This is a genomic window from Bradyrhizobium oropedii, from assembly GCF_020889685.1.
GTDB lineage: Bacteria > Pseudomonadota > Alphaproteobacteria > Rhizobiales > Xanthobacteraceae > Bradyrhizobium > Bradyrhizobium oropedii.
On sequence record NZ_JACMYO010000022.1, the window covers coordinates 21,422 to 40,990 of the forward strand.

Below are 19,569 nucleotides of genomic sequence, written 5' to 3' on the forward strand. Positions count from 1 at the left end.
CACGGATGGCGGACAGGCTCTACGAGATCGTTGGCGCTCATGCCCCCCTCAAGATCGTTTCATTGCCGCCTGAGAATTTGGCCGCTATCGACTTCAGGATCATGAAGGTGTTCCCGGCCTTCAATATTATCGATGCAGGTATTCGCAACGGCGAAATCGGCCGCAATAGGACAATCGTCGAAACATCGAGCGGAACGATGGCTCTCGGTCTCGCGATCGTCTGCATGCACTTCGGGCTCAAGTTGCACATCTTCGGCGATCGCGCCATCGAGCCGCCACTCCAACGCACGATGGAGGACTTGGGGGCCGAAGTACACCTCGTCGACGCGGCAGCGTCCGACGCGAACGTCCAATTGCTCCGGAAAAACGCCCTCCTCGACTTCTTGGATCGCACCGGCGCCACCTGGACAAGACAGTACGACAACCTCGGCAATCGCCTTGCCTATGCGCGTCCAGCTGAGGAAGCGATCAGGCAATTCGGTAAAATCGATGCACTGGTTGCAACGGTAGGCTCGGGCGGATCATCCTGCGGTCTTGCTCACTATTGCCGCGCATTCTTTCCAGAGATGAAACTCGTCGGGATCGATACCTTCGGCAGCGTATTGTTCGGCCAGCCAGCGAGCCACCGCGATCTGCGGGGTCTCGGCAATAGCATTTTGCCTGGCAACTTGTTGCACGAAGCGTTCGACGAAGTTCATTGGCTCGGCGCCAACGAGGCATACCAAGCTGCCCACAGACTTCATCGCGAGACTTCGCTCAAGCGCGGTCCCACCAGCGGCGCGGCCTACCTCGTCGCTAAGTGGTACACGCAGAATTGTCCCGGAAGCAAGGTGCTCGCCGTATTCCCAGATGACAGCAGCCGTTACGAGCACAACGTCTACGATCCAACATGGCTGAACAGGCACGGCTATCGAGCGCCGCACGCTGCAGCTGAGCCTATTCTAGTGCATTCTCCTCTTCGCGCCAGCGGCGGTTGGTGCCGCTTCGATTGGCGTCGGCGCTCGCTGGCCGACGTGATGGCGTCCTCGCATTCTTAGCGCTGAAGGTTACTGCAATGGCCATCTCTGCCGCGATCTTCATTGAGTCCAACAGCTCCGGCTCAGGCGCCGATTTCATTCGGCATGCCCGAGAACTGGGACTCCTTCCGGTCTTTGTGACCGCCTCACCTGAGAGGTACGCTTTTCTGCACGACAGCGCCGGCCTCGACCTACGTAGATGCGACACGTCCTCCGAGGCTGCTGTTACCGCGGTAGTCGATGACGTCGCCGCGGCTATGCCTATCGAGTTGCTCACGACATCTAGCGATCTCTACCTCCACACGGCCGCGGTGCAAGCTAAGCGCCTTGGGCTTGCTGGTCCGGATCCAAATTCCATTGCACTTTGCCGGGACAAGGCTCGGCAGGCCTCTGTACTTCGTGCGGCGGGCATCTGCGTCCCCTATAGCGCCACCGTCGTTGCCGACTGCGATATCCGCGAAGCGATCACACGGGTTGGCTTGCCTGCGGTCGTAAAGCCGATTAGCGGAACCGGCAGTGTCGGGGTCAGTTTGGTGGAAAGCGAGACCGACGCGATTCAAGCTTTGCGTAACCTGCTCAGCACCACGACTGACGTGCGCGGGCGCTCTATTCAATCTGGTGCCCTCCTGATGTCGTACGTCGCTGGAGATGAGTTTTCCGTCGAGATTCTCGACAGCCGGGTCATCGGTGTGACGCGGAAACACCTGGGAGCCCTGCCGCATTTCGTCGAGATCGGACACGATGCGCCGGCGATAATATCGCCTCAGTTGCAAGCGCAAATCGTAAATAAAGCTCTTCGCGCAATAGACATCCTGGGTCACGCGAGGGGGGCCGCTCATGTCGAACTCCGGATACACCAGAGCTGCATCACCATCATCGAAGTTAATCCACGGCTCGCCGGCGGCTCGATCCCCAGCCTTTTTCGTCACGCGACTGGTTTCAATCCGGTTCTCGCGGTTCTCCGCAGTCTGCTCGGAATGCCCTCCACGGCACCAGCCTCAGGCGCTCACGGTTCTATCCGATTCATCATGCCGAAGTGCGAGGGTACCTTCGACATCCCTCAGGCCGGGGAGCGACTCGTCGACCGTTTTGGACTTGCGGAGTTCGCTCTCTATCGCACTCTGCCCACAGAGTTCAGTCGATGCAACGATTTCCGCGACCGAATCGGTCACGTCATTGCAGTGGACGACGATCCAGCATCCGCTGCCCGGCGGGCCGAGGCTGCGGTTGCGTTCGCCTGCCAAGCATGAGGAGTCGATCTTGCAAGACACAGGCCGCGTCAAATCGACTCTTCATCCAGAAGCGAGTTCCATTGTCTTCGACGCCGATCTTCGCCGGGCAGTCAGTGACGAGCTACCATTCTACGCCGAAATCGATCGAGCCCAAGCCATTATGCTTGAGCGAGTCGGGTTGATTGACCGCGATGTCGCTAGGAAGGTGCTCGTCGAGCTCGACAGATTACAGGCCGATAAATTTCAGAGTGTTGCTGTTTCGCCTGCCCCTCGCGGCTCGTATCTAGCCTATGAGGATCATCTCAGGTCGGTGATCGGCAAGGAAGCGAGTAATCTGCATCTCGGTCGGAGTCGCAACGATATCAATGCGACGCTCGTGAAGCTGAAGCTGAGAGGGCCCTATCAGGAATTAGCCGGCGAACTCCTCCAGCTTTTGCGCGTGTTATGTGGGCTGGCGCGCGCTCACACTGAGACGGTCTTCCCGCTGCACACACACCGTCAACCTGCCTTGCCATCCACCTTTGCGCACCATCTGGCAGCGTTCGCGAGCGCATTTGCGCGCGATCTGGATGCGCTTATGGCCGCGCATCCGCTCCTGAATCGCTCCTGTCTCGGTGCTGGCGCGGGGGGGGGCACAACCTTGCCGATCCTGCCGGACCTGACAGCAAGGCTGCTCGGCTTCGCGACGCCCCCGGTCAACTCGATCGACAGCGTAGCATCTCGCGATCTCGTCCTTCGTCTTCTGGCCGATTTCGCTGTTCTTGCATCAAATCTGAGCCGCGTAGCGGAGACCTTACTACTCTGGGTGGGAGATTCCGGACTGGCTAGCCTTCCGGACGAACTGGTTGGCTCTAGCTCCGCGATGCCTCACAAGCGGAATCCTTTCCTTCTCGAGCAGGTACAGGGAAAGGCGGGCGCGGTAATTGGCTGCTTTGTCGCGGCTGTCACGGGCATGCACAGCGCACCGTTCACGAACTGCGTGGCCGTCGGAACGGAAGCTACTCGCCATGTCTGGCCCGGCATTGACCATTCGATCGGGTCTGTGCGCCTTATCCGGCTGTGCTTTTCCGGGCTGACCGTTGCTAAAGACGCTCCGTCCGCTATGCTCGAACGGTCGTTCGTGAATGCCATGGAAGCTGCGACGCGGCTCACGATCTATGGAGGTCTCGATTTTCGCTCCGCTCATAATAAAGTCGGGCAGCTGGTTACGACAGCTATCGAGTGCGGGGTACCGAATCTCCTGGCGATTGCACAAGGAGGCCGGATGTGGGGCCCCGGGGTCTCGCTGGCGCCAGACGTCATTGCGAGAACGGCTCGAGCAGGGGGAGGGCCCGCTCCGGAGGCCGTCCTTGCAACGCTCGACGAACTCGAAACGGGCATCGAACGATCGGTCGTCTTTCTGCGCGAACTCGGCGCGAGTTGGAGCCGTGCTCGAGAGGAACTTCGATCCGCAATCACGAAACTCGATGAACCAAGGCTTCAATCGATCGATGACGGAGAATGAGCCAAGCGATGAGGCACGCCGCATTTGCCTTCCACGTCGCTACCCAGAAGGATCCGGTGGCCAAGAACCTGTTGAACGTCCTCAAGGCGGAGCGTCCACTCAGGTGCACGGATAGGAAATTGACAACCATCCGGTCCTGGGATCTCCGGCGTTCCTGCTGCCCGACGCATGACGTCGGCGATACCGCAGCGATCGTCCGCAGCTTGAGCAACTCATGGCTGGACTGAATCGCCATGGATTCCCCTGAGGGTCAGTTTGTGATTCAAGGTGCTGGCTGGAGTTGGGGCTCAGCATCTGATGAACCGACCTCTTTCTAATGATCTGCGGAAGCGTTTGGGGGACGCCCGCGCCCAGCAACCGGCCAGATCAGCTTGACGTCGACTGGATACACCTTTAGGTGACGCGGGATGCCCGACGGCCCAGGCCAGCCCGCGTGCCGTGAGCCCTTGTCGAAACGGCGCACTGAGGCCGTATCCTGCGTCCTCCAGCACACAACCGGACTGCACGCCGGCTGCCATGGCGCGATCAATTTCGGTCAAAGCGATCTCTGGCTTGGATCGTGGCGTTCGGTATTCGACAGGAACGCCGGCACGCTTCAAACGAGCGGCATCGCCGGTCCAGCTCTCAGCGAGGAACAGACGCAATGCGATCATCACCGGCACTTAACGGCGCGTAAGCGTCAGCGACACCAATGTTTGGCAATTTGCCGTTTTACCCAAGGCCGAGGCATATTGCGCCGCGACGCCGACTGAGTGTTCGCCTTCTTCGGTTCCGCGGTGTCGTCGATAACCAGCACCGCATCTTCGTCACCGACGAGCCGGTCGGCCTGATTGAACAGCTCTGTCTCTGGTGGTGTCGTATCCCAGACACCACCAGCGATGAAATGGTGCAGCTGATCGTAATCGCTTGCCGCAAAGCGCTCCGTCATCGGCTGAATGCTTTTGCGCTCATCAGGGCCGATCAGCCCCGCAATGTGCGCGGACAATTCGTCGCCGGGTCATTATGACCCAACCGATCCAGGAATGGCTTCAGCCAACGCTCGAGTTGGTCTTATCAATCCGATGTCGCATTCTCCATGGTCGACCCTCCAAAAGCCGCCCCCTATGAATCATCGAAAAACAAACTCGGGAATCCTGATAAGCTCACCAAGCTGACGAATCTGCCAAAGTAGTGCTAGGTAGCCAGTTCATCAGCTCTGCCTTCACCGGCATGCTGGCGGCAGCCGGCATTCGTATCTCGATGGACAGTCGGGCCGTTGGATTGACAATGTGTTCATCGAGCGACCGTGGCGCACGTTCAAGCACGAGGATATCTATCTCAAAGGTTGGGCCGACGGGCGGCGAGGCCCATGCCGGTTTGCTTCGTGGCTCGCCTTTTACAACGCCGTGCGCGCCCACCAAACCCTGGCCAGTCGCACGCGGATGGAAGTGTGGCACGAACGCATGGCCGCCGATCTGACTGTGGACATGACGCTGCACTGGACAACGCTGCCCGTTGCCACATGCCCACAGCCGCCAACAGCAGGCCGACAGGGTGTTTGCAGCGTGATATTAGGAGATCGGAGCGGCCGAGAATCCAACTAAGTGATTCGCCCCCCTGTGCCCACGGATAGGGTCTACTTCACGTCATCCACGCTCGCCACCGCTCCCTTGAGCGCCAGCACCAAGCAGCGCAGGTTTGTCGCTACGCAACGCCCGCTCTGCAGATCTCAACAACGAGCGGGACATCTCCACTATTCCTCACCAGAGTAGGTAGTGGCTCGGTCCCCCGTTAATGCTGTATCGCAACCACGAGCATAGGGTAGCACGCAGCTCATCACGGTTGGTGCAGCAATGACAAGCGCAGTTAATTTGCGACAAACTTCACGTTTTTCGAATTGTCCGACGATACCGCCGCGCAAAAAGCATCAAGGCTTTGAGTGGGATTCGATTTTCACGAGTGTGCCGCGATCACGCCAGCCACTCCGACACAGGGGCCAACGTTTCAAAATTTCTGGCCGGATCGCTCACTAATTCACCCCGGCGAGGCGCATTGGATCACAGGCGTCGACAAGAATAATGAAGGTCGCGGTTTTCAGAGGCTGCTCGCCCGTGCGACCCTTCGCACAGAAAACTTCGCTGAGTATCTTCAATCCCTGAAGGCAGGGGGCTTGTGAAAGATAAATTGCAGAGGGACAATTGGTTCATTGGCTAACTGGTGACGAGCTGAGGAGTGAGGTTGTTGAGCGTAACGGAACCGCGCAGCTTCCGACGCTGGATTGACGATATGGCAGCACTGTATCGCTGTCGATGTAACACGGGAGAGCGAACGCCGAATATCGAAGGGGAGTTACTTGGTGGCTTCCTTCTTCACGCTCTTCTCCGGTTCGAGGCACTTCCACACTGTTTCCCACGGAGTACGCATGAAAGCGATTATGAGTAGATCGATCGGAGGCCCCGAGACGCTAGTACTAGATGAGGTTGAAGACCCTGTGCCTGCTGCCGGTCAGATTGTCGTTCGCGTCAAAGCAACTGGAGTAAACTTTCCAGACACACTGATCATAGAAGACAAGTACCAATTCCGGCCAAAGAGGCCATTTTCGCCTGGTGCCGAGTTTTCTGGCGTGGTCGAAGCGATTGGAAGCGACGTATGCGCGTTGCAGCTTGGTGATCGAGTTATGGGATTTTGCAGATGGGGATCAATGGCGCAGAAGATTGCCGTAGATGCGAGCCGTTGCGTGGTGATACCGGACAAAATGCCCTTTGACGAAGCCTCAGCCTTCATTCTCACCTACGGTACGTCCTACTACGCATTAAAGGAGAGGGGAGCTCTGCGAAAGAACGAGACGCTCTTGGTGCTTGGAGCGGCTGGCGGCGTCGGCCTTGCGGCGGTTCAAATTGGAAAAGCAATGGGCGCTCGCGTCGTGGCCGCAGTTTCTACAACCGACAAAGCAACATTGGCCCGAGAGCACGGAGCAGACCGGGTGGTGACATACCCAACACCGCCGTTTGATTCATCGTCCCGCAGAGACGCCGCGCGCCTTCTCAAAGAGGCTTGCGATCCCGATGGGGCTCACGTTGTGTGTGATGCCGTCGGCGGTGACTATTCAGAAGCAGCTTTGCGCGCTATAGCTTGGGATGGTCGCTTTCTCGTCGTGGGCTTTGCTGCAGGTATTCCACGGGTTCCGCTAAATCTTGGTTTGCTTAAGTCTTGCCAGATCATTGGCGTGTTCTGGGGACCCTGGCTTGACCGTAGTGCTGCTCATCTTCGTCGAACTGCAGCCGAGTTGCTTGAATGGTATCAAAGTGGGAAGCTGCGAGTTCATATATCGGCACGCTATCCCTTGGCCCAAGCCGGCGATGCCATTGCCCAAATGGCGGCCAGGAAGGCAGTGGGGAAGATCGTTGTCAATATCGATTGAATTCACCTGCGCATCCGAATGAGCACCCTTCGTGATCGCAATCGCGAAGGTCTCGCAATTGCTGTCGTTGGCTCGTGACCGTGGCCGGGCGGCGCTGGCCGTCAGCACGGCGGGTAACAGTGGCGCTACATTGGGGGAATGTCCCGACCGATGTTGAAATAAGAGGAGCGGCGTCGCTTGCCTCCAGCCTGTAGGCTCCGGGTGTTAATCCATGAAGGAAGGCAACGCCATGAAAAAGATTAGTACGACGTCGAAGTGGGGACGCGACTGCGATCGTAGAAGCGGTCTGGCGAGACAATCCTTGACATTTCTGCGTCGGCTGTGAAGAAACTCCCAAGCCATTGAGCGAGAGTCAATTTTTGGAGCGGAGCGAAATTCGACATTGCAAGCTTTTGGCTCTACTAAAGGCCAAAGCTTGCAATTTCATTTTCGGGATTCCCTCGAAATCGCGAGGCATGATTCCGTGGTTGCAACGGAGCGGAAGATGCGAAGGAACGACGCGATCCTGGGCAGACCAATCTTCTGCGCGCGCGGCTAGACGCAATCATCGATATGGACCATCAGCTGGTGAAGTTGGCGAAGAGTCGGGCTGGCCGCCGCCGCCACGGCGGTATCGCAAGCCAAGGGCGGCCAGTTCGTCGCCCATGTGAAGGTGCTGCCCGGTAACCCCCGATGACGGCCACACGCGTAGAACCTTGATCCGGACATGGAGGCGATCGGGACTCTTCCCATCGCTGGATGAAACGAAGGGCCTAGACCAGAGGGTAAGACCGTATGTCCGCCTCTGTCGATGAGGTGGCTCGCGTTACCTGTGCGTCCGAGGGTGGCTCGGGTAGTTCTTCATGACAAGAGGACGAGCCGTGGCAGATTATAGGAAAGTATTTGTCGGAATTGACGTCGCGAAGCTCAGGAACGCCATCGTGATTGTTGAAGCTGGCCGGGAAGGAGAGCTTCGCTTCTTCGGTGAGGCTAACGCGTCCGCGACAAGCATGCGGCGCGTTATCGCGAATAGTCAGTCGGTTCAATCGCGTGCATTTCTGTTACGAGGCCGGTCCGGCGGCCATATTTCCTTGCGATCTTACGGATGCGGGTCTCCAGCGTATAGCAGGTCGGTGAGCCGCACGCCGTGGTCCCGCGCCCAACATCAGCGCTTTGCCTAAAAGGTCCGCGGTGTCCGCAGGCTCCAGTCGCGCAGCTCCGGCGCCACCTCCACTGCTAACAGATCATAGGTGTTAATGATGGTCGGTGCATGGTGATGTTGGCCACATGGGGTGCATGAGGATGTGCGTGGTGTCGGGGAAAATTAGCGCCCAGTCAACTACCAACGTTAGTGATTGATCTAGATGACAAGCACGCCAAATAATCGTGCGGGTCTGCGGGTCAATTTTCTCCAAGGAGTTCGGTATGCAATATCAACACGATTTGTTCTTGCCAACAGCCTTGATCGATGGATCTGACTCGCCGCTCGCAGAAATGCTGCAGGTCTGCTTCAATCGCGCCCCCTCCTTCCTCTTGGAAGCGCATGATGGGCTCTCCAGGGTAATCGCCGAGGGCGCGGAAGGTCTGTGGCCGTCAGATCTGTCCTTCTGCTCTCTCGAATCCCTCGATCCTAGCGAAGCTTCACTGAACACGGCAATGTATGCGGCAAACAGCATCTTCGCCATCGCGTCGTTGTCGGCTTTAGCCGGTCGTTCCCTTTGAGAGCCGTGGCAGATTAAGACGGGGTGTAAGGAGGCAAAATGATCATAGCGAGTGAGCTATTTCGTGGTGCTGCGCACTACTATGCGCAGCACGCGGTACCCTATCCTGAAGACTTCTTCCGATCCTTGGTTCGGGTTTGCGGGCTGTCCAACAGCAGTCGTGCGCTCGATCTTGGTGCCGGCACCGGACAGATCGGCATTCCCTTGGCGCGCTCGGTTGCGGAGGTGCTTTCAGTCGACGCAAACGACGAGATGGTCCAGGAAGGAAGGCGAACGGCGGAGGCGCTAGGAGTCAAAAATATAGAGTTCCTAGTGTCGAGATCTGAAGACCTAAACGAACCAATGTCGCCATTTGATATCGTAACAATCGCGGATTGCTTTCTATGGATGGATCGAGAGACCGTTCTGGCAAAGCTAGCCAAAATGCTTAAGCTAGAGGGCGGCGTTGCGATCATCGAACGAGTCAAGGATAGCTCGGAACCTGGAGAATGGCGCACTGCGATGTACAGCGATATGAAGGAGTTTTGGGGAGGAAGCTTTCCGGCAGGTCCCGGAGGCGTTCGGCCTTTATGGACGATCTCCAATCATAGAGAAGTCCTTCGTGCGTCACATTTCAGCGAGATCACAGAGCTTCGTCACTATTATGAGCATCACTGGAATCTTGATGACCTTCTTGGCTTCGTCTACTCAACGTCCATGGGGGCGCCAGGTACTCTCGGGCCTCGCCGTAGCGAATTTGCTGCACGTATTCGTCGGTTGTTACTGTCATATTCGCCCTCTGGTTTTTTTGTGGAACGAGGTTACATCACGACGTTCCTCGGATATAGACCCTAGCATTACAGTTGCAATTCTTTCCTGAGATGGCTTTGCGCGCGTTGCGTTGATGAGCCCTAATCCAGGACGAGCATACAAGGTGGGCGTGCGGGATGCACCACTGGGCTAGCTTCATGGCGGTGCGCCGAATTTCTTTGTTCGACCAGCGCTTTGGTCGAAGCCGTGGTCGAGCTTTTTAGCAATGACCCAATGTTGGCGCGATGAGGGATGATGACCTGCCCCGAGAGTTTCAACCAGCGGCGGTTAGAGTCTCGGTAGTTTGTACGCCAAGTGGCGCGGGTGGAGCAGCGGACGATCGGCGGAGCTGGTCGGGATTGCGGAGCCGGTCGTCCGTTGCGGTGATGTGCGCGGCATAGGCCGCAGGGGTGAGGTATTCCAGCGACGAGTGAGGCCGCCGGATATTGTAGTCGGCGACCCAGTTAGCGATCTTGGTGCGGGCGTCATCGAGATCGAAGAAGAGGGTCTCGTTGAGCAGCTCATCGGACATCCGACCATTGAAACTCTCGATGAACCCGTTCTGCATCGGTTTTCCTGGCGCAATGAAGTGCCAGTCGATGACCGTGTCCTTGCTCCAGGCCAGCATGGCGTTGCAGGTGAACTCGGTGCCATGGTCAGACACGATCATTCCTGGCTTGCCACGTCGTGCGACGATCGCCGTCAGTTCGCGGGCGACGCGCCGTCCCGAGATCGACGCATCCGGAATGGCGCCCGGGCATTCCGTCACGTCATCGACGATGTTGAGGATGCGGAAGCGCCGCCCGTTGGCGAACTGGTCGTGGACGAAGTCCAGCGACCAGCGGGCATTGGGCTTAGCCTCCACCAGGATCGGGGCCCGGGTCCCCACGGCCTTGCGGCGGGCTCGTCGCTTGCGGACGGTGAGCCCTTCCCCCCGATGAAGCCGGTAGACCCGGTTGATCTCCGACGGTTCGCCCTCCCGCCGCAGCAAGACGAACAGCCGGCGGTATCCGAAACGCCGCCGCTCGTTGGCGAGATCGCGCAATCGGGCACGCAGAGCCGTGTCTGGACAGCGGCTGGAGCTGTAGCGGATCATCTTCCGATCCGCGCCGACGATCAAACAGGCCCGCCGTTCCGACAGGCTCATGACGGCCTGCAGATGCGCGACCGCAGCGCGCTTGGCGGCGGGCCCTACGATTTTTTTGAAAGAAGCTCGCAAAGGGCGGCCGCATCGAGCATCTGCTCCGCCAGGAGCTTCTCCAGCTTCGCGTTCTCCTCTTCCAGCGTCTTTAACCGCTTGGCCTCAGAGACATCCATGTCACCAAATTTGGCCTTCCAATTGTAGATTGTCGCCTCGGAGATTCCGTGCTTGCGAGCCAGGTCGGCCGTCCCCAGCCTCATGCTCATTCAACACAGCGATAATCGGCTCTTCCGTGTCGTGAGCCTTGCTCGCTTCATCTGTCCGTCCTTCTTCAGGCCGGACTCTAACTCGATCTGGAGGAAATACGCAGTGGCAGGTCAATGATGGCCATCATGCCGAAGGCGAACATGCCGAGTGAGACACGGCGACGTCAGCCATTTAGGAGCGGGTTTTAGGCCAATCTCGTTCTTGGCGGTTTCGCAGCTGTCCTCGATGGCCCAGCGATGGCCTTCCACCGACACCAGTTCCTGTATGAACGTGTCCTTGGGGCACACGTGGAGGAAAAGGCCAAGCTGGTGTCGCCGATTAGACGGCGGATTGGAAGGCCCCGCGTCCATTCCCCGGCAAGATGGTGGTTGTATTCACTGACTTCGAGATCGGCTAGCGCGAGATAGGCCCGCCGTGCCAGCGCGGACCTTTGGTCCCTTAGCGCCAGGCGACGCCACTTGGAGGCTCTGCCCGATTGCGGTGCCGGCGATAGGCTGCTGCTTGCCCCCGGAACGGAACACATGATCAGAAGCAACGCCCAGAATGTAATGCCCACCTTGCGCCGCCCTTGCGGCTCATTGACGCCCTGAGCCCCGGCCGGCTGCATCAGCTTGCGGTAGAACCCCTGCAGATGCTCGCGCGCTTTGCCGAGCACACGCATTGCCGTGGCGCGGGCTCTCACCAGGTTGCGCATGGCCTCATGCGCCGGAGTGGGGACCCACACCGCCGTGAGCTCGCCGGCCCGGTGCCATTTGGCCAGCATCGTCGCGCCGCGGCGGTCAGTCTTGACCCGATCCCTAGCCTTCATCGGGATCAGCGAGGGCGCCACCACGATGCAGTCATGACCCAATTCCGTCAGTTGCCGATGCAGGCCATAGCCACAGGGGCCAGCTTCGTAGCAAAAGCTCACTCGCCGGTCACCCTTGGTCAGCTTCTCTGCCAGCGACCTGATCGGCGCGATTAGGGACGATCCTCAGCTGGGACTTCACCACCACGCATCCCTTCGGCCACCGCAACCGAAATCGTCGCCTTATGGACATCCAGCCCCACGAAAATGCTATCCTTCATCAGGCCTGCTCCCCATGCTTGAGGCTCAGCGCCGGCCCATCCGGTGCACCCCTCGATAGGAGCTTGCCGTGCGGCGGGCCGCCCGTCATCACTTCAGAGCGCGAACATAGGGTCCTAGATGCACAGCTACTGATGTCCGCCGAACTGACAGCTCGACCAAATCTTTATGTGCCTGCGCACGGGTGGTTTCAATCCGTTCTACGCTTTCGAACGACATGGATGGGAATGTCGTCGATAGCCTTGGACAGTTGCCGGGGCGGGCCGTCAGGGCGAATGTGACGGTAAGCGCAATATGCAACCGTTTTGGATACCAATCTGCCAGGATCACAAAGTGCTCGCGCTTGGAGCTATCCGCTCGTGGAACCGGATCGGTGTGCTGGTCAACCTTGCTTTTGTTGGACTGGTGCTGTTTTGCTCCCGAGCCGAAATCGCTGCCGCGCTAGATCGAGGCTGTGCTCGAGCAGCCGCTTCCGGCTGCCGGGCCGATCAGCCTTCTCATGGTTGATCATGGTTGAGGTGTAAAAGTAGAGACTTGAGCTGACGGCCGGTACTTTGTCGGGGCAGATGTCCCACAAAGATCTCACATCCGGCATGACGCAGCCGGCAGCAATTTTTTGCTCGCCAAAGGACGCGCGTCAAGCAAGGTCTGGATCTGTGTCTTGCCGCAGCACCAGCGATGCCTTGATGTGGGCGCGTTTCACTGTAGGCGGTGACCATTCATCGAGATCACCCTGCAACGCGGCAACGCTCAGATAGAGCTTTTGCGGAACGCGACGCGGTAGAACTCTTGAGCACGGTGCGATGAAAGCGCTCGCAAATCTCGTTCGCCTGTGGGCTTTTGGCTTTCGTGCGGGTGTGATCGATATCCTCGGCGGTGAGACGCAGCTCGTACTCGTGATCCTCCGGGTTGCCGCAATGCTCGGTGCCGCCAGCGGGATGCCGGACGTGAGATTTTTGTCGGACACCTGCCCGGCAAAATACCGGCCGGCAGCTCAGGTCTCTACTTTTACACACCACTTTTCTTCCATGGCGTTCATCGGCCCCAGTTCGCGAAAGCCGATTCGTATTCTCGGGCGAGCTCCTTTACCAACTCGGCGGCACCCGTGATCGAGCGCACGCCTGAAACGGAGTGACCAGCACTCCAGACTTCGGTCCAGCGCCGCGGTCCCTCGGGATTCTTGCCCCCAAATTCTTGCTTCGCGCGCGCCTCGGACACGGACTCGTCGAGTTTTGATGGGTCCAAACCGGCCGCTAAGATTGAGGGGCGTAGCATGTTGGCATCGAGTCCTGAGAAAGCCTTGGTCAGCATGACGTCGTCAAGCGTGCTATCGACCAACATTTGACGATAAGAATTGCTTGCCATGCTCTCCCACGTAGCAATGAAGCGAGTACCCATGTAGGCGAGTTCGCACCCGAGCAAACGTGCCGCCGCGAGTGAAACGCCATCGGTGATACCGCCCGCAAGTACGATTGGACCATCGAACACGGTGCGAACCGCGCGAACAAAAGCAAACGGATTGGCCCAGCCGGTATGGCCTCCGGCTCCCGCGGTAAGCAGAATCAAGCCGTCCGCACCGGCTTCGATAGCCTTTTCCGCATGACGCAGTGAGGCGATACCGGCGAACACGAGACAACCGATTTCGTGCAGCGGTCCGATGGCCGCAGCCGGTGATCCCACGCTGGTGATCACAATCTCCACCTTGTGGCGCACGAGACAGGCAAGATCGTCCTTAAACCGCTTCTGCGGGATGATAAGGTTCGGGCAGTGCGGCGCGGCCGGCCGATCCAGTTCAGCGAGATCATGCTCAATGCGAATTAACCAACGATCGAGCTCCTCTACCGATCGGGCGTTGGCTGTGGGAAACGCGCCGATCGCCCCCGACCGGCAGACAGTAGTCACAAGATCTACGCCGCAGACATGCATCATAGGTGCGACGATCAGAGGTACGCTCAGCCGGGATGCGATAGCAGCTGGCAACCTAGTTTTGCGTGATAGTTCATTCACAGCTGTCTGTCCTTCCAGGCTGGCTTTGGCCTACGGTAAATGTCTTCAGCTTTGTGCCAGTCATTTGACTTCAGTGCGCATCGGATCAATGTTTGCGACGGTGAGCGTCGTTAGCTTCGGGGTAACGGAGAGAGCACTCAATTTGACGTGCTCGAAGCCAACAGGCCTTTGAAGCTCGCGCGCGGCGATCGCTCCAGGGCCTATCTTGCGTCTCCTTGAGCAAAGAGAGATCGCGGTTAGAGCAGACCTGAGAGCGCAGCATTCCTGCAGGCGACGAGTCAGTGCGTCGATTGGGGCGGTTGGCGAGGGCAGATTGCGACGATGTTGCATCCCGGATACCTGGGGGGCCCTCCAGGCCAATCAGTGACATGCTTCTGTAGTCTAGATCAATTACCAACATTTGGTGGTTGACCAGAGCGCTTATTCGCCATCCCTACAGGATTGGGTTGCGTGGCCGATCGTTTGTAGCGGTGAGGTGGGCGGTATCCGGCCGAGAATCGTACGATCATCGATCGAAATCTGGTTGGTGTCAGACCAAGCCATGCTGCAAGGTCGCGCCCTTATAGAAGGCATCACCAGTTCCGATCCCGACGACCATCGTGCTTGGGATGCTCGGCCTGAAGCCCGTCGCACTCATCAGGCGGCGGCAATGTGCAGCTTGATCGGCGAGCTCTTCGCGTTCTTTCGTGACTGACGCCTGGAGATCGTGCTGACCTGTGCGGAGGGTGGTCAGAACACTGAAGTGGCGGCCAAGCTGGGTCTGGACCGGCAGACGGTGGAGTTGTGGAACGGCGGGTGGCCGGGCTGCACGACGTGCCACGCTCCTGGGCGCCGCGTACGATTGACGATGCCCGCATCGAAGCCGTGATCGTCACGACGCTGGAGAGCTGCCCCGAGAACCCCACCATTGTAGCTCCCGCGGTATGGCGAAGGCCAGCGGCCTGTCGGTGTCGACGGTTCAACGCATCTGGCGGGCCTTCGGGCTCCAGCCGCACCGGATGGAGACGTTCAAGCTCTCGACCGATCCGAACTTCGTGGCCGAAGTGCGCGATGTCGTGGGCCTCTACGTCTCGCCGCCGGAGCACGCCATCGTTCTGTGTAAGGATGAGAAGTCCCAGATCCAGGCGCCGGACCGTAGTCAGCCGATGCTGCCGATGCGTCCCGGCCAGCCGGCCCGAAGGAGTCATGACTACCCGAGGCACAGCACCACGTCGCTGTTCGCCGCCCTCGACATCGCGACCGGCGGGTCATCGGCAGGTGCTACGCACGCCACCGTGCTGCCGAGTTCCGCAAGTTACTCGATGAGATCGAGGCCGCCGTGCCGCGCGAACTCGACGTCTATCTCGTCATCGACAGTTACGTCACGCACAAGACTCCACTGATCCGCAGATTGCCGCCCGTAATCGGTCTGCACCCGGAGTTGCGGCCGCAGCGCAAGTGGTCTGCACGATGAATGACGCGCACACTGCGGCGCCTCAGCAACGCGGGAGGCGCGCGACGGACTACTTCTGTGGCCTGGACGTCGGCATGGACGAGACGTCGATCTGCGTGGTCGATGACAAGGGCAAGGCGGCGCTGGAGGTCTCGGTGGTGACCGATCCGGGGGCGGCGCTGAAGCCGTATCCCGGCCGCTTGCGGCGCCTCGGCCATGAGGCGGGCTCGCTGTCGCCCTGGCGGCATCCGGAATTGCTGAAGCTCGGCCCGCCGGCGGTATGCCTTGAGACCCTCCATGTGCGCGCGGCGCTGAAAGCCCAACGCAACAAGACCGACAAGGCGGATGCGCTCGGAATTGCGCACGTCATGCGGACCGGTTGGTTCACAAGGGCGCATATCAGGAGCGCAGCCTGCTACCGGCTGCGGCTGCTGTTGACGCACCGGCGCAACTTGAAGCCAAGTTTCTGGATCTGGAGAACGCGATCCGGCACTCGCTGAAGGTGTTTGGCATCAGGCTGAATCGGGTCGGGCGGGGCGGCTTTCAGCAAGTCGTGCGCGAGGCGGTGGCGCAAGATGCGCTGGTCAGCGAGCTGATCGACGCCATGCTGAACGCACGCGCGGCGCTGTGGAAGGAGTACTGCCGGCTGCACGATCTGGTGGTCAAGCTGGTCGCGGGCCATGGACTGTACCGGCGCTTCATGCAGATTCCCGGTGTCGGGCCGGTGGCCGCCCTGAGCTTCGTGACCGCAGTCGATGATCCCAGCCGCTTCAAAAGATCGCGCGACGTGGCGGCATATTTTGGCCTGACCTCGCGGCGCTGGCAGTCCGGCTCGTCGATCGACGTGCAGGGGCGGATCAGCAAGGCGGGCGATGCCGATGTGCGGCGGGCGCTCTATGAGGCGGCAGGTGCGTTGCTGACTCGATTCAAGCGCAAGGACAAGGTCAAGACCTGGGGATTGGCGATCGCGAAGCGCACAAGCCATCGCAAGGCGACCGTGGCGGTGGCGCGCAAGCTTGCGGTGATCATGCATGCGATGTGGGTCGACGGCACGTTTTACTGCGGCGATCCGGCGGCCTCCGGGCGGACGTCAGAGCCCGTGCGAGAGCCAGTGCGCGCAAGCTGCTCGGCGTCCATGCATGACCAGGACACGAGTGTGACAGATCCAGTGACACGACGAGCGCAACAGTTGGAACACGAAGTTCCGCGACAGCGGACGAGACCTGGTGCAGATCATCGCCGACGGAACACGTTATCTTGCCTGTGGCCACGCACCTGACATGCAAGCTGGACTACGCCGGATTGCCTATGATGTGGCTCCGTCATGCCGATGGAAAGTTGCGCCACGACGGCATCCGCGCTGCCTTGCTGCAGCGACCTCGCGCCGTCGCTGAGCGCCGAAACCTGCACGGCGCACCGGGACTCGTGGCTGGTGTGGCGCGTCGTGCTCAGGCGTGGCGCAGAGGGCCTTCGCAAAAGAGAAAGGAAGCGAAAATGGATGAGAGTAAGCCAATGAGACGACCGATTAAACCGGCTGGATAAAAGGCCGCGTTGGCACGTGCACCTGACCCCGACCAGCTCGTCATCGCTCAATCAGGTCGAGCGTTTCTTCGCGCTCCTCACCGACAAGAAGATCAGGCGCGGCATCTATCGCAGCATCGCCGCCCTAAGGGTGGACATCACCTCGTTCATCGAACGACACAACGCTGATCCAAAACCGTTCCAATGGTCCAAGTCCGCCGATGACATCCTTGCTTCCATCGAGCGCTTCTGCCGATACGATGCCCCAGCAGAAAACGACGTCATGTTACGCACTTCTGGTTCAGACACCAGTGCCAAACCGTCACGTCATGTCCAGAGTGCGAAACATCGTCATTGGGTAAAACCCAATGAGGATCAGCGCGTTCTCGGTCGAATATAGACGCGCTCCGTTGACAAGCTTCCATGCCTCCGGTCCGCGTCAACCGACATCACCTTGGTGCTACGGGGCGGCGCCATGAATCCGTCTAATGATTAGCTCACCTCAGAGGGTAGGGCTTTCCGGTTGTTTCGGCTATTTTTTCCAAGATGCTGTCGCATAGCCGCTCTATCTCGCGGACCTCATGGTCCGCTGTAATGCACACCCCAATCCCGGCCCTTCCTTGTCCAACCCATGGGAAGAACGTCACCAAGGTATAGAAACCGCGATCGAGAAGTCCTTTTGCGATTGCAATCGCATGGGCCTCCGATCCGATGGTGATCGTTCTGATCGGAAGTGAATTGCCTTGTTCGGTGGTTACGATACGCCGGTCAAAGAGGTGGACGCGTTGCGCCAATCGCCGCTGCCGCTGGCCGAGTTCTGGCGAGCGGTGGATTTTGCAAGACCCAAGCGCGGCACCGACCGCCGCCGGATTGGGTGCCATCGAAATCGAAAGCGCAGAGGGAATGAAGTATCGTCGAAACAGCGCCTCCTGGTGGGCCGTTCCAAGCATCAACATTCCACCCGATGCTCCAAATCCGTTGGCCAGCGAGGCTGCTATGATTGTACGGTCACCGAGCACTTGCGAAAACTGAGAGCGAGCAAATCCTTCGCCTTGGCGTCCGAAGATTGATATGCCGTGAGTATCGTCGATATAGACAAAAAGCCCATAGCGTTCCTGGAGTTGACGCAGCTCCTTAATCGGCGAATAATCACCTGCGGAGTAAACACCGTCGCATACATAGGCGACCACCGGATTTTCACAGCACAAGCGTTCGAGAGCGTCGATGTCGTTGTGCATGATCGTCTCCACCCGCGTTTCAGCAGCCATCACCGGCTTATGATAAGCGAGCGAGATGTGTGCAGAGCAATCGAACACGACGACTGGCTTCTTGCCGCCCGTCAGCTGACCTGAAGCAAGGATGGGCATCGCGCCCAAATTGGCGAGCATGCCGCTGGAAAAGACGAGGACGCGCGCGCAGAAAATCTCAGAGAGGACCTCTTCAAGTTCCCCTAGAAGATTGAAATTGAGTCGCGGCCGGGCGCAGGACCAATGCAGCGACCGATGCACGCCGATCGCCTCGATTGCCCCGGCGACGATCACCGGATGACTATCGAGGCCCAGGTAAGAGGAGCGGACGAAATCGATTACCTGCGGACCGCTGTCAAGTGGACCGTTGTCGGAGGAAATGGTCCGTCCCGTCGCGGGAGCGGCCATGAGACCGGCCGTCGGGGATGCATCGAAATATAGCCTGCTCTCGCTGAGCGAGTGGGCGGTGTTCCGAAACTGTTCACTCAGGCAACCATCATCCGTGAGAGCGATCGGCTGTCGCATTTTCATTCTCCATTCCAATTTGAGGGACATCTAGCCGGCTGCGCAGCTGTGCCCGCACAACAGTGAGGCTTGGCAACATGGGCCGAACTGAAGTTTCTCTCAAATTCTTACGGACAGCTCGATCGGCTTTAGACTAAACGAGCTTAACTCGGGCCGGCAGCTACCAAATCAAACAGGCCTAGCTAGAGCGGCAGCACTGCTGCCGGCAGCCACGAAATGGGATAGATCTTCACTCCGGGCGACTGGCGCGGTCCTTTGTAGTTGTACCGATAGACCGCAATTCGCGGCGCAATCGTGCCCGTCGTGCTTAGTGAAGAGGGCTTTACCGCTGGCTCGATGGAGCGACCGACATTGAGGAACTCTTTCCCAAAGATGCTTGCCGCCATCGCGTCGCATTTCGGTCGCATCGACGCCGGTCCACAGCCGTTGCAGGGAATTCGCATCTCGACGTCTCGATCGGCTGGGCGCGGCCGTTGTCCACCCGCTCGCTGACTTCGTCGCGGACGCAGTCAAGATCGGGGCCATGCAGTATCCGGACCGGCGATGCGGCGTTGACCGAGGCCTGCTTACACCAAGCGCAAGAGGTGCGAGAAAGTGCTGCCCTTATGCGTTGTCCAACAAACCTGCTTCGGTTTCGGGAGAGACCAGCGCCCGAGCCCGGTCGCCCTCGGACCAGATGCGGCGCGCCCGAAACGGGGCAGAGGATTTCTTCGGCGCCAAGC

At 59.1% G+C, this 19,569-nt stretch carries 11 protein-coding genes and 6 pseudogenes; 10 read left to right on the forward strand and 7 right to left on the reverse strand.

The window, feature by feature from the left end; genetic code table 11:
- The first annotated feature begins 5 nt into the window (after window positions 1-5).
- From H8A95_RS08855 to H8A95_RS08865, 3 genes are read left to right on the forward strand one after another with little or no spacing between them, the layout of a single operon-like run.
- Complete coding sequence (locus H8A95_RS08855; protein ID WP_229182824.1) at window positions 6-1,037, forward strand: pyridoxal-phosphate dependent enzyme; 1,032 nt, start codon at window positions 6-8, stop codon at window positions 1,035-1,037.
- Between the two features lie 17 nt (window positions 1,038-1,054).
- Window positions 1,055-2,266, forward strand: coding sequence for an ATP-grasp domain-containing protein (locus H8A95_RS08860; protein ID WP_229182825.1), 1,212 nt, complete (start codon window positions 1,055-1,057; stop codon window positions 2,264-2,266).
- Between the two features lie 10 nt (window positions 2,267-2,276).
- Window positions 2,277-3,752, forward strand: a complete 1,476-nt coding sequence (locus H8A95_RS08865) for a lyase family protein (RefSeq protein ID WP_229182826.1) — start codon at window positions 2,277-2,279, stop codon at window positions 3,750-3,752.
- Window positions 3,753-4,089: 337 nt separating this feature from the next.
- Here the strand turns inward: H8A95_RS08865 and H8A95_RS08870 are convergent.
- Window positions 4,090-4,864: pseudogene (locus H8A95_RS08870) on the reverse strand (IS701 family transposase); the annotation flags it as partial.
- A gap of 147 nt (window positions 4,865-5,011) precedes the next feature.
- On the opposite strand from H8A95_RS08870, the gene H8A95_RS08875 reads away from it, so the two are divergent.
- The 4 genes from H8A95_RS08875 (at window position 5,012) to H8A95_RS08890 (ending at window position 9,686) form a co-directional block, all read left to right on the forward strand.
- A complete protein-coding gene (locus tag H8A95_RS08875; RefSeq protein ID WP_420839355.1) occupies window positions 5,012-5,335 on the forward strand; it encodes an integrase core domain-containing protein in 324 nt (107 codons plus the stop codon).
- Between the two features lie 818 nt (window positions 5,336-6,153).
- Window positions 6,154-7,152, forward strand: a complete 999-nt coding sequence (locus tag H8A95_RS08880; RefSeq protein ID WP_229182827.1) for an NADPH:quinone oxidoreductase family protein — start codon at window positions 6,154-6,156, stop codon at window positions 7,150-7,152.
- 1,404 nt (window positions 7,153-8,556) lie between these two features.
- Window positions 8,557-8,853 (forward strand): hypothetical protein, encoded by a 297-nt coding sequence (locus H8A95_RS08885; RefSeq protein ID WP_229182828.1) that lies wholly within the window; start codon window positions 8,557-8,559, stop codon window positions 8,851-8,853.
- A 38-nt stretch (window positions 8,854-8,891) separates the two neighbouring features.
- Complete coding sequence (locus H8A95_RS08890) at window positions 8,892-9,686, forward strand: class I SAM-dependent methyltransferase (protein ID WP_229182829.1); 795 nt, start codon at window positions 8,892-8,894, stop codon at window positions 9,684-9,686.
- A 229-nt stretch (window positions 9,687-9,915) separates the two neighbouring features.
- On the opposite strand, the pseudogene H8A95_RS08895 reads toward H8A95_RS08890, so the two are convergent.
- The 4 genes and pseudogenes from H8A95_RS08895 to H8A95_RS08910 all read right to left on the reverse strand — a co-directional run bounded on the left by H8A95_RS08895 (window position 9,916) and on the right by H8A95_RS08910 (window position 14,044).
- Window positions 9,916-11,064: pseudogene (locus H8A95_RS08895) on the reverse strand (IS3 family transposase).
- Window positions 11,065-11,668: 604 nt separating this feature from the next.
- Window positions 11,669-12,117: pseudogene (locus H8A95_RS08905) on the reverse strand (IS110 family transposase); the annotation flags it as partial.
- A gap of 580 nt (window positions 12,118-12,697) precedes the next feature.
- Window positions 12,698-13,044: pseudogene (locus H8A95_RS44375) on the reverse strand (integrase core domain-containing protein); the annotation flags it as partial.
- A gap of 106 nt (window positions 13,045-13,150) precedes the next feature.
- Window positions 13,151-14,044, reverse strand: a complete 894-nt coding sequence (locus H8A95_RS08910; RefSeq protein ID WP_229182845.1) for an NAD(P)H-dependent flavin oxidoreductase — start codon at window positions 14,042-14,044, stop codon at window positions 13,151-13,153.
- Between the two features lie 1,001 nt (window positions 14,045-15,045).
- Between H8A95_RS08910 and H8A95_RS08920 the strand changes: the two genes are divergently transcribed.
- The 3 genes and pseudogenes from H8A95_RS08920 to H8A95_RS08930 all read left to right on the forward strand — a co-directional run.
- Entirely contained in the window at window positions 15,046-15,504 is a 459-nt protein-coding gene (locus tag H8A95_RS08920) for a hypothetical protein (RefSeq protein ID WP_229182830.1), read from the forward strand.
- 67 nt (window positions 15,505-15,571) lie between these two features.
- Window positions 15,572-16,697 (forward strand): annotated as a pseudogene (locus tag H8A95_RS08925) (IS110 family RNA-guided transposase).
- Window positions 16,698-17,088: 391 nt separating this feature from the next.
- Window positions 17,089-17,328 (forward strand): annotated as a pseudogene (locus H8A95_RS08930) (IS630 family transposase); the annotation flags it as partial.
- Window positions 17,329-17,572: 244 nt separating this feature from the next.
- Here H8A95_RS08930 and H8A95_RS08935 read toward each other — a convergent pair.
- Together H8A95_RS08935 and H8A95_RS08940 are read right to left on the reverse strand one after the other, a co-directional pair.
- Complete coding sequence (locus H8A95_RS08935; RefSeq protein ID WP_229182831.1) at window positions 17,573-18,847, reverse strand: aminotransferase class I/II-fold pyridoxal phosphate-dependent enzyme; 1,275 nt, start codon at window positions 18,845-18,847, stop codon at window positions 17,573-17,575.
- 182 nt (window positions 18,848-19,029) lie between these two features.
- Window positions 19,030-19,233, reverse strand: a complete 204-nt coding sequence (locus H8A95_RS08940) for a hypothetical protein (RefSeq protein ID WP_229182832.1) — start codon at window positions 19,231-19,233, stop codon at window positions 19,030-19,032.
- Between the last annotated feature and the right edge of the window lie 336 nt (window positions 19,234-19,569).